The sequence below is a fragment of the Comamonadaceae bacterium OTU4NAUVB1 genome (genome assembly GCA_024372625.1).
Lineage (GTDB): Bacteria > Pseudomonadota > Gammaproteobacteria > Burkholderiales > Burkholderiaceae_C > Variovorax.
The window spans coordinates 567371-583164 of record CP099605.1 but is presented as its reverse complement, the minus strand read 5'-3'; the positions used below and the strand labels follow the sequence as shown (position 1 = coordinate 583164).

At 70.7% G+C, this 15794-nt stretch carries 12 protein-coding genes; 1 reads left to right on the top strand and 11 read right to left on the bottom strand.

Annotation, left to right across the window (positions count from 1 at the left end; all coding sequences use genetic code 11):
- Positions 1-72: 72 nt before the first annotated feature.
- Positions 73-1224, bottom strand: coding sequence for a UDP-galactopyranose mutase (gene glf / locus NF681_06045; GenBank protein UST54753.1), 1152 nt, complete (start codon positions 1222-1224; stop codon positions 73-75).
- A gap of 43 nt (positions 1225-1267) precedes the next feature.
- Positions 1268-3673, bottom strand: a complete 2406-nt coding sequence (locus tag NF681_06040) for a glycosyltransferase (protein UST54752.1) — start codon at positions 3671-3673, stop codon at positions 1268-1270.
- A 300-nt stretch (positions 3674-3973) separates the two neighbouring features.
- On the opposite strand from NF681_06040, the gene msrA reads away from it, so the two are divergent.
- The gene (gene msrA / locus NF681_06035) at positions 3974-4636 is read left to right on the top strand and encodes a peptide-methionine (S)-S-oxide reductase MsrA (GenBank protein UST55686.1); all 663 of its coding nucleotides are present in this window, start codon (positions 3974-3976) and stop codon (positions 4634-4636) included.
- A gap of 33 nt (positions 4637-4669) precedes the next feature.
- Here msrA and xylB read toward each other — a convergent pair whose 3' ends face one another.
- From xylB to tal, 9 genes are all read right to left on the bottom strand, one after another.
- A complete protein-coding gene (xylB, locus tag NF681_06030) occupies positions 4670-6130 on the bottom strand; it encodes a xylulokinase (protein UST54751.1) in 1461 nt (486 codons plus the stop codon).
- A 31-nt stretch (positions 6131-6161) separates the two neighbouring features.
- On the bottom strand, positions 6162-7100 hold the full coding sequence (locus NF681_06025; GenBank protein UST54750.1) for an AraC family transcriptional regulator: 939 nt from the start codon (positions 7098-7100) through the stop codon (positions 6162-6164).
- A gap of 149 nt (positions 7101-7249) precedes the next feature.
- Entirely contained in the window at positions 7250-8647 is a 1398-nt protein-coding gene (locus NF681_06020; protein ID UST55685.1) for a mannitol dehydrogenase family protein, read from the bottom strand.
- A gap of 77 nt (positions 8648-8724) precedes the next feature.
- Positions 8725-9771 (bottom strand): sn-glycerol-3-phosphate ABC transporter ATP-binding protein UgpC, encoded by a 1047-nt coding sequence (gene ugpC, locus NF681_06015; protein ID UST54749.1) that lies wholly within the window; start codon positions 9769-9771, stop codon positions 8725-8727.
- A gap of 32 nt (positions 9772-9803) precedes the next feature.
- A complete protein-coding gene (locus NF681_06010; GenBank protein UST54748.1) occupies positions 9804-10625 on the bottom strand; it encodes a carbohydrate ABC transporter permease in 822 nt (273 codons plus the stop codon).
- Between the two features lie 11 nt (positions 10626-10636).
- Positions 10637-11494, bottom strand: coding sequence for a sugar ABC transporter permease (locus tag NF681_06005; protein UST54747.1), 858 nt, complete (start codon positions 11492-11494; stop codon positions 10637-10639).
- Positions 11495-11621: 127 nt separating this feature from the next.
- Positions 11622-12929, bottom strand: a complete 1308-nt coding sequence (locus tag NF681_06000) for a sugar ABC transporter substrate-binding protein (GenBank protein UST54746.1) — start codon at positions 12927-12929, stop codon at positions 11622-11624.
- A 249-nt stretch (positions 12930-13178) separates the two neighbouring features.
- The gene (gene pgi / locus NF681_05995) at positions 13179-14777 is read right to left on the bottom strand and encodes a glucose-6-phosphate isomerase (GenBank protein ID UST54745.1); all 1599 of its coding nucleotides are present in this window, start codon (positions 14775-14777) and stop codon (positions 13179-13181) included.
- On the bottom strand, positions 14774-15727 hold the full coding sequence (gene tal, locus NF681_05990; protein UST54744.1) for a transaldolase: 954 nt from the start codon (positions 15725-15727) through the stop codon (positions 14774-14776). Before tal ends, pgi begins: the two co-directional genes overlap by 4 nt.
- Positions 15728-15794: the final 67 nt, after the last annotated feature.

Sequence of the window (15794 nt, the reverse complement as noted above, 5' to 3'; positions counted from 1 at the left end):
CGGTGTCCGCGAACAAAAAGGCCCTGCAGCTTGCGCTGCAGGGCCTTTTGCTTTGGGCGCGCCGGGTGCGGCTCAACCCAGGGGGTCGACGACGAACGCGGGCATGGGGGTGCCGTCGGCCCGGGCCTTCTGGAAGCGCTCGGCGGTGTCCAGGGCCTCGGCGATGGTGACGTGCATGTCGATGTAGCGGTAGGTGCCCAGGCGACCGACGAAGGTGACCTTCCGCTCGGTGCGGGCGCGCTCGATGTAGCGCGACAGCAACGTCTTCTCCGCCACCAGGCGGATCGGGTAGTACGGGGTGTCGGCCTTCTCGCAGAAGCGGCTGTACTCCTTGAAGACGACCGTCTTGTCGTGCGACTCCCACGGGGCGAAGTGCTTGTGCTCGGAGATGCGGGTCCAGGGGACCGGCACGTCGCCGTAGTTGATGACGGCGTTGCCCTGGTAGTCGCCCGCGTGGTCCTCGCGCACGAAGTCCAGCGTGCGGTAGCCCAGGCGGCCGTCGACGTGGCCGAACCAGGCATCGATGGGGCCGCTGTAGAACACGTGGTCGTAGTCGCCGGCCGCGTCGCGGTCGAAGCGGGTGCCCAGGTGGAGCCGGACGTCCGGGTGGTCGAGCATCTTCTCGACGATGGCCGTATAGCCGTCGCGGGGGATGCCCTGCCAGCGGCTCGCGTAGTAGTTGTCGTCGTAGTTGAAGCGCACCGGCAGGCGCTTGAGGATGCTCGCGGGCAGTTCGGTGGGCGACATGCCCCACTGCTTGGTCGTGTAGCCCTTGAAGAAGGCCTCGTAGAGTTCGCGGCCCATGAGCGACAGGGCCTGCTCCTCGAAGTTGGCGGGCGACTCGATGCCGCGCTCGCCGATCTGCTCGAAGAACGCCGCCGCCTCGGCCGGCGAGAAGGTCTTGCCGAAGAACTGGTTGATCGTCAGCAGGTTCAGCGGCAGCGAGAACACGCGCCCGCCGGTGATGGCCTTGACGCGGTTGACGAAGGGCACGAACTCGCCGAAGCGCCGCACGTAGTCCCACACGCGCTCGTTGCTGGTGTGGAAGATGTGCGGTCCGTAGGTGTGCAGCATCACGCCGGTGTCGGCGTCGCGTTCGGTGTGGCAGTTGCCCGCGACGTGCGGCCGGGTGTCGAAGACGTCGACGCGGCAGCCCGCGCGTGCCAGTTCCTGGGCCAGCACGGCGCCGGAGAAGCCGGCGCCGGCGATAGCGATGTGGGTCATGGGTGGATCGCCGGGAAAGAAGGGGTTGGGAACGACCCTGGGCTCATGCCTGGGCCTCGTCGAGCGCCGTGTCCGATTCCTCGACCGCGGCGGTCCGGGCGGCCGGGGCCGCGCTCGGCGTGTCGGCATCGGCCGCCACGTCGAAGCGTTCGAGCAGGTCCTGCATGGCCGCGGCGGTGCGGTCCCACGAGGTACCGGCCACCACCAGCGCGGCGGAGGCACGGAAGCTCAGACGCGCGCTGTCGTGCCAGGCCAGGATGCCTTCGCAGGCGGCCACGAACTCCGCCGGCGTCGCCGCGATGGGGACCACGTCGGCGTACTGCTGCGCCACGTCGCGCACCGGGGTGCTGACGATCGGCTTGCCGGCGGCCAGGTACTCCAGCGTCTTGGTCGGGCTGATGAAGCGCGTCGACGCGTTGAGCGCGAAGGGCATCATGCAGACGTCCCAGCCGGCCAGGAAGGCCGGCAGCTCGTCGTAGCGGCGCTGGCCCATCCAGTGGATGTTCGGGCGTTGGGGCAGGCCCGCCGGATCGATCTTCACGACCGGCCCGACCATCACCACCTGCCAGTCCGGATGCGCGTCGGCCACGGCGGCGACCAGGCCCAGGTCCAGGCGCTCGTCGATCACGCCGTAGTAGCCTAGGCGCGGATGCGCGATGGCGCGCTGGTCGGGGTGGTCGGCCACGTCGCGGCGGCCGAAATGCGCGTGGTCGACGCTGCTCGGGAAGCAGTGCACGTCCGGGTGGCGCAGGCGCTTGGACTCGTACAGGCTGCGGCCACCCGTGAACACGAGGTCGACGGCGTCGAACATGGCGTTCTCGCGCTCGATCAGCGCGGGCGGCGCGAAGTCGAAGGCGGCGAGCTCGTCCATGCAGTCGTACACCATGCCGCGCGGCGCGAGGCCGTCGGCCAGCGGAAACGCCAGCGGGGTGTAGAACCACAGCAGGTAGTCGTCGATGCGGTGCTCGCGCAGGTGGCCGGCCAGCAGCGTGCCCAGGCCGGCCATGTGCTCGTCGTGGAAGCCGTGGGCGTGGCCCGGCAGGTGCATGCGCAGCACCGTGACGCCGGCGCAGGGGCTGTGGCTTTCCAGCCAGGCGTGGTCCGCGCCCGGCATGGGTTCCTCGACGAACACGACCGGATGGCGCTCGGCCAGCCGCGACATCAGCTGCTGGGGACGCTGGTAGACGAAATCCCAGCGCAGGTGGGAGAAGACGACGAGACTTGTCATGGCGGTTCTGTGCCTGTGAAGTTGAGAAAGGAGCGAAGGGGTCTGGAACACGTGCTGCCAGTGGCGCAGGCGTTCGGCATAGGGCTGGCACAGCCGGCGGGTGAAGTCGCCGGCATCGGCGCCGGGCACGTCCCACAGGCCGCTGTGGTGCCAGTGGCCGGCGTCCTGCCAGTCCGGGCGGTCGATCACCGGGTAGAGGCACAGGCCGCCGATCGGGATGTCGCGGGCGCGGCACTCGACCACCTCGGCGGCGATGTGGTCGAGCCAGGCGTCGCGGCCCTGGCCGATGTGGCCGGTCTCCGACAGGCACATCGGACGGCCGTAGCGCCGCCACAGCGCGTCGGCCAGGTCGGCGAACGACCGGCGGCGCGCATCGCCCATGTGCCAGTGCAGGCGCACGCCCGTGCCCTCCTCCCACTGGTTGTCGTGGTAATAGTTGAGGCCCAGCACGTCGAGGTAGCCCGGGGCACCGCCCAGTTCGGGAGCGGTGCGCCCGGCGATCATGTCCCAGGCCTCGAACTGGTGGTCGTTGGCGCGCAGCGCGGCGGCGCTGTCGGTCGGCCCGGCCCCCCGGTGCGGCTCGATGTGGACCACCGGGTCGGTGTGCACGATGCGCGCGCCGGGCTCGACCGCCCGGATGGCGTCGGTCGCGCGCAGCGCCGCGCGCACCAGCACCCGCTTGAGGCGATCGCCGTTGCCGGGCGCCGACGGCAGGTGCGGGTGGATCAGCCCGGTGCTGGAGGCCGCCCAGGCCAGGAAGGAGATCTCGTTGACGGGCTGGTAGACCGGTCGCGGACCCCCGATGCAGGCCAGCAGCTCCGCCAGGCGCGCGCAATGGTCGGCGAAGGCGCCGACGAATTCGTCGGGTCGTTCGAACGGGTCGAGCCCGGCCGGCCAGCCGTAGTGCATCAGGGTCCAGATGACCTGGATGCCGTGGCCGGCGGCGCGGCGCGCCTGCGACTCGATCGCTCGCCAGCCGGCATCGCCGCGCGCGTGGATCAGCCGCCAGCCCACGCTCTCCCGCACGGTGCGGATGCCTCGTGCGGTGAGGGCCGCGTAGTCCTCGTCGAGCCGCGCGTCGTGGCCGTTGCGCGCGTTCGGGTCGAGCGGCTGGCCGAATCCGTTGACGTGATCGGCGCCCTCGAAGCCGCCGATCCAGAAACTCTCGAACAAGGGCGCAAGCGGGTCGCTCGCCGGCCGGTGGGCTTCGGGCCCGTGCATGACCCGGGCGGAGGAAATGGACGAAATAGGCGAAATGGAGGAAGGATGCATGAAACGTAACGGACGAGAAAAGGTGTCTCGCACAGGAACCATCGTTTGCAATTCGCCTCGATCCTGTAGTCTGCTGCCGGGCCGTCCGTAGGTTGCCTGCTCAAAAAACCACGCATTTCCGCAAGCGCTCCTCCCATGAAAATCCCCGTGATCGCCTCCTCCGCCCGCTCCGCTCGAGCGCCGATGCTGGGACGCCGGCCGTTGCTCGCCCTGGCCGGGCTCGCGGCGGCCGCCTCGGTGTGGCACGCGATGCCGTCCATCGCCGCGGAGGCGGCGGTCGTGATCCCGCCGCCGGCGAGCGACGTCGCGCCGGGCGGCGCCACGGCGACGGCGGTGTTCGCCGGCGGCTGTTTCTGGGGCGTGCAGGCGGTGTTCCAGCACGTCAAGGGCGTGACCGGCGCCGTCTCGGGCTATGCCGGCGGCAGCCGCAAGACGGCCACGTACGAGGCGGTGGGCCTGGGCGACACCGGCCATGCCGAGGCCGTGCGCATCACCTACGACCCCCGGCAGGTCAGCTACGGACGCCTGCTCCAGGTGTTTTTCTCGGTGGCGCACAACCCGACCGAACTCGACCGGCAGGGCCCCGACACCGGCACCCAGTACCGCTCGACCGTGTTCCCCGAGAACGCCGAGCAGCAGCGCGTGGCGAGCGCGTACATCGCGCAGCTCGACGCCGCCAAGGCGTTCGGCCGTCCGATCGCCACCACCGTCGAGACGGGCAAGGCCTTCTACCCGGCCGAGGCCGACCACCAGGATTTCCTGGCCCGCCATCCCGACCACCCCTACATCGTGATCAACGACGTGCCCAAGGTGGAGAACCTGCAGAAGGTGTTCCCCGGACTCTGGCGCGCGAAGCCGGTGCTGGTGGGCGTCGCCGCCGGCAAGGCCACGGCGCCCGGCGCGGGCCTCTGACCGGCCACCTGCCCGGCCCGCCCGGCGGGCGGGCTAGGCGCTCGCGAAGTGCGGCCGCGAGGCCGCGTACAGGGCCCTGAAGCGGGCGTGCCGCGCCCGGTGGCCGGGCGCCTGGGCCGCGTCGGGCTCGAAGCGCCGCTGCAGGGGCGGCGTGCGGCACACCGACGCGGCGTCCCCGCCGTCGGCCAGCCAGGCCAGCCGGGCCGCGCCCAGCGCCCCGCCGGCCTCGCCGCCCTCGGCCAGGGCCAGCGGCACCTCCAGGATGTCGGCCAGCAACTGGCCCCACCAGACGCTGCGCGCCCCGCCGCCGACCAGCAGCAGGTCGCCCGCCGGGCGCTCCAGCGTGTCCAGCCCGTCGCGCAGGCCCAGGCTCACGCCCTCGACCACGGCGTAGGCGATGTCGGCCGGCCCGTGCGCGTGGGTCAGGCCGTGCAGCACGCCCTGCGCGCCGGCATCGTTGTGCGGCGAGCGCTCGCCGGCCAGGTAGGGCAGGAACAGCGGCGCGCGCGCGCGCATCGCGGCCGTCGCCGTGGCGGCCGCCGCCAGCAGCGCCGGCTCGTCGACGAAGCCGAAGCAGCGCGCCGCCCAGCCCACCGCGCTCGCGGCCGACAGCATCACCGACATCTGGTGCCAGCGGCCCGGCAGCGCGTGGCAGAAGGCGTGGACGGCCGCCTCCGGCCGGGGCGCGAAACGCGCGCCGCAAACGAAGATCACGCCCGAGGTGCCCAGCGAGACGAAGCCCTGTCCCGCCTCGATCAGGCCCATGCCGACGGCGCTGGCCGCGTTGTCGCCGCCGCCGCCGGCCACCGCGATGCCCGGCCGCAGGCCCCAGCGTTCGGCCAGCGCCGGCAGCAGCCGCGCCGACACCGCGTCGCCCTCGACCAGGCGCGGCATGTGCTCGCGCCCGAGGCCCGTCGCGGCGAGCAGTTCGTCGGACCAGTCGCGCCGGCCCACGTCGAGCCACAGCGTGCCCGAGGCATCGGACATCTCGCCCACGGCCTCGCCGGTGAGCCGCAGGCGCAGCCAGTCCTTGGGCAGCAGCACGCGCCGGGTGCGCGCGAACAGCGCGGGCTCGTGCGCGCGCACCCACATCAGCTTGGGTGCCGTGAAGCCCGGCATCGCCAGGTTGCCGGCGATCTCGCCCAGGCGCGGCACGGCGTCGGCGAGCGCCTCGCACTGCGCGGCGCTGCGCCCGTCGTTCCAGAGGATGGCCGGGCGCAGCACCGCGTCGCCCGCGTCGAGCAGCACGGCGCCGTGCATCTGGCCCGACAGGCCGATGGCGCGCACCGCCGCCAGCGCGCCGGGCTGCGACGCGCGCAGCGCCGACATCACCGTCTCCAGCGCCTCCCACCACCGGGCCGGGTCCTGCTCCGACCACAGCGGCCGGGGCCGGCTCACCGTGAGCGAGGCGCGCGCCACCGCGACGATGCGATGGTCGTCCGCCAGCAGCAGCGCCTTGAGTTCGGAGGTGCCCAGGTCGAGTCCGAGGTACATGTGCGGGAAGGTCCTTGAAAGGGGGGCGCGCTCAGCGGTCGCCGCCGAAGCGGCTGTCGGCCTGCCGCCGGAACTCGCTGGGCGTCATGCCCTTGACCTCCAGGAAGCGCCGGTTGAAGTTGGCGACGTTGTTGAAGCCGACCTGATAGCAGATGTCGGTGACGAAGTGCTCGGTCTGCATCAGCAGGTGGCAGGCGTTGTTGATGCGCACCCGGTTGACGAAGTCGGTGAAGTTGTTGCCGGTCGAGCGCTTGAAGTAGCGGCTGAAGCGGCTCTCGCTCATGCCCAGTTCGGCGGCCACGTCGGCCAGCGCGATCGGCTCGGCGACGTGGTCGGTGATGCGCGTGACGATGGCGTTGATGCGGTCGCCTTCGGCGTCGCCCTCGGCGCCCTTCATCTGCACGCTCGACAGCAGCCGGTAGTCGTTGCACTCGGCCAGGTCGGCGAGGAATTCGCAGAACGCCGCCAGGCGCCGCAGCCCGTGGGCGCCCTTGATGCGCGTCCAGTGGTCGCGGGCCCGCGTGGAGAGGCCGAAGAACTCGATGCCGTGGCGCGCCCGCTCCAAGAGGTGCGTGACGCCGGCGAGTTCGGGGATCTGCGTCGCGGCCTGCGCCACCGGCTCGTGGCGGAACTGGATGACCAGGTCGCGCGCCACCACGCCGGCCTCGGGCATGTCCAGCGAGATCCAGTTGTGCGGCAGCCGCGGGCCGCACAGCACCAGGTGGCCGGGCTGGAACGGGCCGATCCAGTCGCCGACGAAGGCCTTGCCGGAGGTCTCGGTGATGAGGTGCAGCTCGTACTCGTCGTGGCAGTGCCAGCGCGACAGCGGGCTCGGGAAGCCGTGCGCCAGGCAGCGGATCCAGCCGGCCTCGCCGGAGGTCTCGTAACCCAGCGCGGCCGAGCGCGCGAGGTCGTGCTCGACCTCGGGCTGGCGCTGGCGGGGGGTGGCGCGGGTGCGGACGGTGGACATGGCGGGGAGCGGTCTCGCGGACTCGGACGGAGGGACTCGGGAGGTCAGCACGGGAAGCTACCACCATCGGCATCGGCCGGCGGCGCGCAGGTCGATGGCGCCCCGGGGCTGCGTGTCGACGTCATGGTCCGGGTCGCCGGGCGGGCTCGTCAGCGCGCGCCGGTGGACGCCGCCGCCACGAAGGCGTCGACCCGCGCGCCGGCGCGCCGCACCGCGTCGATCAGCCGGGCGTCGCCGGCCAGATCGCCCCACAGCCCGGCATCGGCGCAGAAGGCCGCGACCGGATCGGCGGCCTCGCACATCGCGTGCGCCACGGCCGGGTCCATGCCCTGGTCCTGGTAGGTGTAGGGCAGCGCGCCCCGGTGCCAGCGCCCGAGGAAGGCCAGGAACAGCGCCGGCAGCATCGCCACGGCCTCGATCGGCTCGCCGCGCGCCAGCCGCTCGCGCACGGTGGGCGCGATGAAGCCGGGGATCTTGGAGAAGCCGTCGGCCGCCACGCGCTGGTTGGTGTCGCGGATGGCCGGATTGCCGAAGCGCTCGAGCACCACGTCGCGGTAGGCCGGCAGGTCGACCGGGCTGGGCGCGCCGGGCGTGCCCAGCACCGGGATCACGTCGTCGGTGACGTAGCGACGGGCCATCTCGCGGATGGCCGGGGTGTGCGTGCCCTCGTGGATGAACTGCAGCCCGACCAGCGTGCCGGCCCAGGCGATGCAGCTGTGGGTGGCGTTGAGCAGGCGGATCTTGGCTTCCTCGTAGGGCTGCACCGACGCGACCAGTTCCACGCCGACGGTCTCCCAGGCCGGGCGGCCGGCGATGAAGTCGTCCTCGATCACCCACTGGATGAAGCGCTCGCCGGTGACCGGCGCGGCGTCGTCCCAGCCGGTGGCGGCGCGCACGCGCTCGCGCAGTTCCGGCGGCGGGCGCGGCGTGATGCGGTCGACCATCGCGTTGGGGCTGGTGGTGTTGGCCGCCGTCCAGTCGCGCAGCGCGGGGTCGCCGGCGCGCTCGATGAATTCCAGCAGGCCGCCGCGGAAGCGCTCGCCGTTGTGGCGCAGGTTGTCGCAGTTGAGCAGCGTCACGGGGCCGGCGCCGGCGTCGCGGCGCACGCGCAGGATGGCGCAGACCGCCCCGTAGATGGTCTGGCCGGACTCGCCGCGGCGGGCGCGCTCGATGTCGGCGGCCAGCTCGGCGAAGGCCGGGTCCAGGCGATGGTCGGCGTCGAGGTAGTAGCCGGCCTCGGTCACGGTGAAGGAGACGATGCGCGTGGCCGGATCGGCGCCCAGCGCGATCACGCCGGCCAGATCGCTCTCGAAAGGCAGCACCTCGCGGATCGACCCGATGCGCTGGTAGCGCACCTCGCCGGCCGGGGAGATGGTCTCCAGCGTGTAGCGCCCGCCCTGGGCGCGCAGCGCGGCCAGCACCTCGGCCATGTCGGGACGGAGGTTGGCGCCGGCGAGCGACCAGCGCGTGTCGCCGGCGTCGTGCAGCGCCTGCAGGTACACCGCCTGGTGCGCGCGGTGGAACGAGCCCAGGCCCAGGTGCAGGATGCGGGCGGGTGCGGGTGCGGGTGCGGGGGAAGGTGCGTTCACGTCGGGGATTCCGTCGAAGGTCGAAGGTCGGGAAGTCAGGCGGTGGCCGGGGCGGCGGCGAGCGAGCGGCCGTCGCGGCCGAACAGGTGCAGCACCGAGGGGTCGAGCGCGATGCCCACGGCATCGCCCTCGCGCAGCGTCGTGCGGTCGTTCTGGCGCGAGATCAGGGGCACGCCGGCCACGTCGACGTGGATCAGCGTGTCCGCGCCCAGCGCCTCGACGAGTTCGACGCGCCCGGGCACGCCCGCGCCGTGGCCGGGATGCACGCGCAGTCCCTCGGGCCGCACGCCCAGGAAGCCGTCGACCGGCAGGCGCCCGCCGGTCTGCTGCGAGAAGCTGGGGATCGCCTTGGCCGCCACCATGTTCATCGAGGGCATGCCGATGAACTGCGCCACGAACTGGTTGACCGGGTGGTCGTAGAGTTCCATGGGCGTGCCGACCTGCTCGATCAGGCCGTCGCGCAGCACCACCACGCGGTCGGCCAGCGTCATGGCCTCGACCTGGTCGTGCGTGACGTAGATGCTGGTGACCCCGAGGGCGACGTGCAGCTTGTGGATCTCCACGCGGGTGTTGCCGCGCAGGGCCGCGTCGAGGTTGGACAGCGGCTCGTCGAACAGGAACACCTTGGGCGCGCGCACGATCGCGCGGCCGATGGCCACGCGCTGGCGCTGGCCGCCGGAGAGTTCCTTGGGCGTGCGATCGAGGTATTGCGTGAGGTTGAGCTGGCGGGCCGCGTGCTCGACCTTCTTCCTGATCTCGTCCTTGGCCACGCCGGCGAGCTTGAGCGCGAAGGACATGTTGTCGGCCACGCTCATGTGCGGGTAGAGCGCGTAGCTCTGGAACACCATCGCCAGGTCGCGCTTGCCCGAGGGCGTGTGCGTGATGTCGCGCCCGTCGAGCCTGACGCCGCCGCCGGTGACCGGCTCCAGCCCGGCGATGAGGCGCAGCAGGGTCGACTTGCCGCAGCCCGACGGGCCGACGAAGACGATGAATTCGCCTTTCCGGATCTCCAGGTCGACGCCACGGATGATGTGGGCGTCGCCGAAGCTCTTCGTGATGCCCTTGAGTTCGAGGTAGGCCATGTGCGTGTCTCTGTGCGTGTGGGGGTGGGGATCTACTTGACGGCGCCGAAGGTCAGGCCCTGGACGAGCTGCTTCTGGCTGAACCAGCCGAACACCACGATGGGCGCGATGGCCATGAGCGAGGCCGCCGACAGCTTGGCCCAGAACAGGCCCTCGGGGCTCGAGTAGGAGGCGATCAGCGTGGCGAGCGTGCCGGCCTTGGCCGAACTCAGGTTGAGCGCCCAGAACGACTCGTTCCAGCTCAGCACCAGGCACAGCAGGCCGCACGACGCCAGTCCGCCCACCGACAGCGGCAGCACCACGTGGCGGAACTCGGTCCACAGGCTCGCGCCGTCCATGCGCGCGGCCTCCAGGATCTCGTTGGGGATGTCCTTGTAGCTCGTGTAGAGCATCCACACCATGATGGGCAGGTTCGACAGCGTGAAGACCACCGTCAGCGCCGTGAGCGAGTCCAGCAGGCCGGTGCGCTGGGCGAGCACGTAGATCGGCATGAGCGCGCCGACGGCCGGCATCATCTTGGTCGAGAGCATCCACATCAGGATGTCGCGCGTGCGCTTCGTGCGGAAGAACGCCATCGAATAGGCCGCCGGCGCGGCGATCAGCAGACCGATGAGGGTGGAGCCCAGGCTGGTGATGAGCGAGTTGCGCGCATACAGCAGGTAGTCGCTGCGCCGCTGGACCTCGCTGAAGTTGTCCAGCGTCGGCTCGAAGACGAACAGCGGCGGCACGTGGATCGCCTGCAGTTCGGTCTTGAAGGCCGTGAGGAACAGCCAGCCCAGCGGGAAGAACAGCAGCAGCGCCGCGGCCCAGGCGCCCAGCGTGCGCAGGCTGGTGAGAAGGAGGTTGCCTTGCATGGTGGATGCCTTCAGTCGAGGTTCTTGCCGACGATGCGGATGAGGAAGACCGCCACGATGTTGGCCAGCACCACCGCGAACAGGGCGCCCGCCGAGGCCACGCCGACGTCGAAGTTCAGCAGCGACTGCTTGAAGATCATGTAGGTGAGGTTGGTGCTCTCGTTGCCCGGGCCGCCGTTGGTGGTGATGGCGATCTCGGCGAACACGCCGAGCAGGAAGATCATCTCGATCATGATCACCACCGCCATCGGCCGGCCCAGGTGCGGGATGGTCAGGTAGAAGAAGCGCTGCGCGGCGGTGGCGCCGTCCATGCGCGCGGCCTCCATCTGCTCGCGGTCGAGCGATTGCAGCGAGGTGATGAAGATCAGGCAGGCGAAGGGCAGCCACTGCCAGGCCACCATGAGGATCACGGAGAACAGCGGCACGTCGGTCAGCCAGTCCACCGGCGTGAGGCCCACGCTGCGCCAGAGGTCGGCCAGCACGCCGTAGATCGGGTTCATCATCATGTGCTTCCACAGCAGCGCGTTGACCGCCGGCATGACGAAGAAGGGCGAGATCAGCAGCACCCGCACGATGCCCCGCCCCGGGAACGGCTCGTTGACCAGCAGCGCCAGCAGCACCCCCAGCACCACCGTGATCCCGATCACGCTGCCGATGAGCAGCAGCGTGTTGGACACCGCCGGCCAGAAGTCCGGGTCGGTGATGAAGTAGTGGAAGTTGTCGATGCCGGCGAACGCGTGCTCGCCGGGCTGCAGGAGGTTGTAGTTGACGAACGAGAAGTACAACGTCATGAGCAGCGGCACGATCATCCAGAGGAAGAGCGTGGCCACCGCCGGCGCCATCAGGGCGCGAGGCAGGAGTCGTTTCATGAAAAGGTCCCGGGCGGTTGCAGGGAAAAGCCGTGGGCCGCCGCGGAACCGGCTTGGCCGGGCCGCTGGCGGCGCCCCCAGCAGGGGGGGTTGGCGAAGCGACACGCAGTGCGCGCAGCCTGGGGGGTTACTTGTAGTAGCCGGCCTTCTTCATCTCGCGCTCGGCCGTGGTCTGCGAGGTCTTGAGCGCCTGCTCGACCGTGACCTTGCCCGAGAGGGCCGCGCTCATCTGCTGGCCCACCGCCACGCCGATGGCCTGGAACTCGGGAATGGCCGCGTACTGCACGCCGACGTAGGGCGACTTGGGCAGCGTGCTGTCGGTCAGGTTGGCGCTGTCGATCGCCTTCTTCTCCTCGACGGCGAACCTGGCGACCTTCTGGAACTCGGGATTCGCGTAGGTCGACTTGCGCGTGCCGGTGGGCACCTGCGCCCAGCCCTGCTCCTTGGCCACCAGCTGGACGTACTCCTTGGAGGTCGCCCACTTGACGAAGGTCTGGGCCGCGGCGGCCTTGGTCGAGCTCGCCGGGATCGCCAGGTTCCACGACCACAGCCAGTTCGCGCCCTTGGGCGTGACGGCGACCGGGGCCTGCGCGAAGGCGACCTTGTCGGCGACCTTCGACTGCTTGGGGTCGGCGATGAACGAGGCCGCGATGGTCGCGTCCACCCACATGCCGCACTTGCCTTCGTTGAACAGCGCCAGCGTCTCGTTGAAGCTGTTGGCGGACACGCCGGGCGGGCCGTAGTTCTTCATCAGGTCGACGTAGAACGTGATCGCGTCCTTCCAGGGCTGACTGTCGATCTGCGGCTTCCACTGCATGTCGAACCACTGGCCGCCGTAGGTGTTGACCAGCGTGGTCAGGAAGGCCATGTTGTCGCCCCAGCCGGGCTTGCCGCGCAGGCAGATGCCGTAGACGCCGGCCTTGGGATCGTGGATCTTGGCCGCGAGTTCCCTGACCTGGGTCCAGGTCGGGCGCTCGGGCATCTTGAAGCCGGCCTTGTCGGCCAGGTCCTTCCGGTACATGAGCATCGAGCTCTCGCCGTAGAACGGCGCGGCGTAGAGCTTGCCGTCGTTCGACAGCCCGGTGCGGATGGCCGGCAGCAGGTCCTCGACGTCGTAGGCCGCGTCGGTCGCGATGGGCGTGAGCCAGCCCTTCTTCGACCAGATCGGCGCCTCGTACAGGCCGATGGTCATGACGTCGAACTGGCCGCCCTTGGTGGCGATGTCGGTCGTCACGCGCTGGCGCAGGGTGCCCTCCTCCAGCGTGACCCACTTGAGCTTGATGTCGGGATTGGCCTTCTCGAAGAAGGGCGTGAGCTTCTGCATCTCGATCATGTGGCCGTTGTTGACGGTGGCGATGACCAGTTCGGTGGCGGCGTGGGCGAGGCCCATGCCGGCGAGCGCGAGCGCCAGGCCCGTCTTGAGAAAACGCTTCATGAATGTCTCCGTGGTGTTCACACGGCCGTGCCGGCCGCCGCAGCGAATTCTGGCGATCCACTGAGACATTCTTGGTACGCCCGGAAATCGAATCGATACTTCTATGCATCGAACGGGGGGTGGATTCCCTAGATTCGGCAACACAGGATGCTGATCCGATCGCCCGGGTCCCAGGATCGATGCCGGCGTCGGGACGAAAAAAAAGCCGCTGCGGCGGCTTCTTCCGGTCCCGACGACGCGCGTCGGACGCTAGGGTTTCAGACGCGCCAGCAGCCCGGCCGTCGAAGGATCGAGCCCCGCCGTGTCGCCCGAGGCGAGCCGCGCCTCGATGTCGCGCGCGAGCACCTTGCCCAGCTCCACGCCCCACTGGTCGAAGCTGTTGATGCCCCACAGCGCGCCGCTGGTGAACACGCGATGCTCGTACAGCGCCAGGAAGGCGCCCAGCGCCTCGGGCGTGAGCTTCTCGAAGACGAAGAAGCTGCTGGGCCGGTTGCCGGGGAAGTTCCGGTGGCCGCCCGCGTCGGCCTTGCCGGTCATCAGCGCCTGGGCCTGGGCCAGCGCGTTGGCCAGCAGCTTGGCGTGGTGGCCCGCGAGGTCGTGGGTCGCCTCGCGCACGGCGACGAACTCCAGCGGGATCACGTCGGTGCCCTGGTGCAGCATCTGGAAGTACGCGTGCTGGCCGTTGGTGCCGGGCTCGCCCCACAGCACCGGCGACGTGCCGAACGGCAGGGCCGCGCCGCTCGCGTCCACGCGCTTGCCGTTGCTCTCCATCTCCAGCTGCTGCAGGTAGGCCGGCAGCCGGCCCAGCGCGCTGTGGTAGGGCGCGATGCCGCGGCTGGTGAAGCCGTGGAAGTTGCGATACCAGACGTCCAGCAGGCCCAGGCGCACCGGCAGGTTGCGCGCCAGCGGCGCGGTGCGGAAGTGCTCGTCCATCGCGTGCGCGCCGGCGAGCAGCGCGCGGAAGCCCTCCACGCCGATGGCCAGCGCGATCGGCAGGCCGATCGACGACCACAGCGAATAGCGCCCGCCGACCCAGTCCCAGAAGCCGAAGGTCCGCTCGATGCCGAAGTCGCGCGCGGCCTCGACGTTGGTCGTGAGCGCGGCGAAGTGCCGCGACACGTCGACGCCGCCCGAGCGCTGGAACCAGTCCCTGGCGGAGCGGGCGTTGGCCATCGTCTCGGCCGTGGTGAAGGTCTTGGAGGCGATCAGGAACAGCGTGCGCTCGGGCGCCAGGTCCGCGAGCACGCCGGCGAGTTCGTGGCCGTCGACGTTGGAGACGAAGTGGAAGCGCTTGCCCGGCGCGGTGTAGGCGTCGAGCGCCCGCACCACCATCTGCGGTCCGAGGTCGGAGCCGCCGATGCCGATGTTCACGACGTCGGTGATGGTGGCGTCGGCACGGACCGTCTCGACATAGGTGAGCATGGCGTCGAGCGTCGCGTGCACGTCGGCCAGTTCGGCGCGCACCGCCGGGGCCACCGACGCATCGGCCGGGGCGCGCAGCAGGAAGTGCATCACCGCCCGGTCCTCGGTGGTGTTGATGCGTTCGCCCGCGAACATGGCGTCGCGGTGCGCCTCGAGGCCGGCTTCGCGGGCCAGCGCGAGGAGCGCGTCCTCCGTGGCGGCGTCGATCCGGTTCTTCGACAGGTCGGCGAAGACGTGGGGCGCCGCCTGGCTGAAACGCGCGAACCGGTCCGCATCGGCGGCGAAGGCGTCGCGCACGTCGAAGTCGCGGCCGGTGGCGTCGAACAGGGCCTGGAGCCGGCCCCAGGCGGCGGTGCGGTCGCAGCGCACGACGGCGCCCGCGGACGCGGACGCGGACGCGGAATTCAGGGCGGCGGGGTCGGTCACACGGTCTCCATCAGTTGTTCGAGCTTGATCGCGTCGGCCGCGAACGCGCGGATGCCCTCGGCCAGTTTCTCGGTGGCCATCGCGTCCTCGTTGAGCGCGTAGCGGAAGGCCGGTTCGTCGAGCGAGACCGGCGCGATGTCCTCGCGCGCGCGCGCGGCCTCGGCGTCGAGCGCGTGCGTGAGCGGGGCGTCGCTGGCGGCGAGTTCGGCCAGCAGGTCGGGGCTGATGGTGAGCAGGTCGCACCCCGCGAGCGCGGCGATCTGGCCGACGTTGCGGAAGCTCGCGCCCATCACCTCGGTGGCGATGCCGTGGCGCTTGTAGTAATCGAAGATCTGGCGCACCGACTTCACGCCGGGGTCGTGGTCGCCCGCGTTGGCCGCCTCGTCCCACGCCGCGCCGGCGGACTTCTTGTGCCAGTCGTAGATGCGACCGACGAAGGGCGAGATCAGCCGCACGCCCGCGGCGCCGCAGGCCACCGCCTGGGCGAAGGAGAACAGCAGCGTCAGGTTGGTGTGGATGCCCCGCGCTTCGAGGATGCGCGCCGCCTCGATGCCTTCCCAGGTCGCGGCGATCTTGATGAGCAGGCGCTGCCCGGTGTCGATGCCCTCGGCGCGGTAGAGCGCCACGATGCGGTCGGCGCGCGCCACGGTGGCGGCGGTGTCGAAGCTCAGGCGCGCATCGATCTCGGTGGAGACGCGGCCCGGCACCACCGACAGGATCTCGGCGCCGAAGCGCACCAGCAGCCGGTCGATCACCTCGTCGATCGGCTTGCCCCGGTGCAGGCCGACGGCCTCGTCGAGCAGCGGCCGGTAGTCGGCTTTCTGGACGGCCTTGAGGATCAGCGAAGGATTGGTCGTCGCGTCCTGCGGCTTGAACCGGGCGAGTTGACGGAAGTCGCCGGTGTCGGCGACCACGGTGGTCCATTGGCGGAGGGCATCGAGTTGGTTCATGCGTCCGATTATCTCGTTGGGGAACTACGGCGCGTGTGGTCTGCGACTGACGGTGGCCGCACGCCGC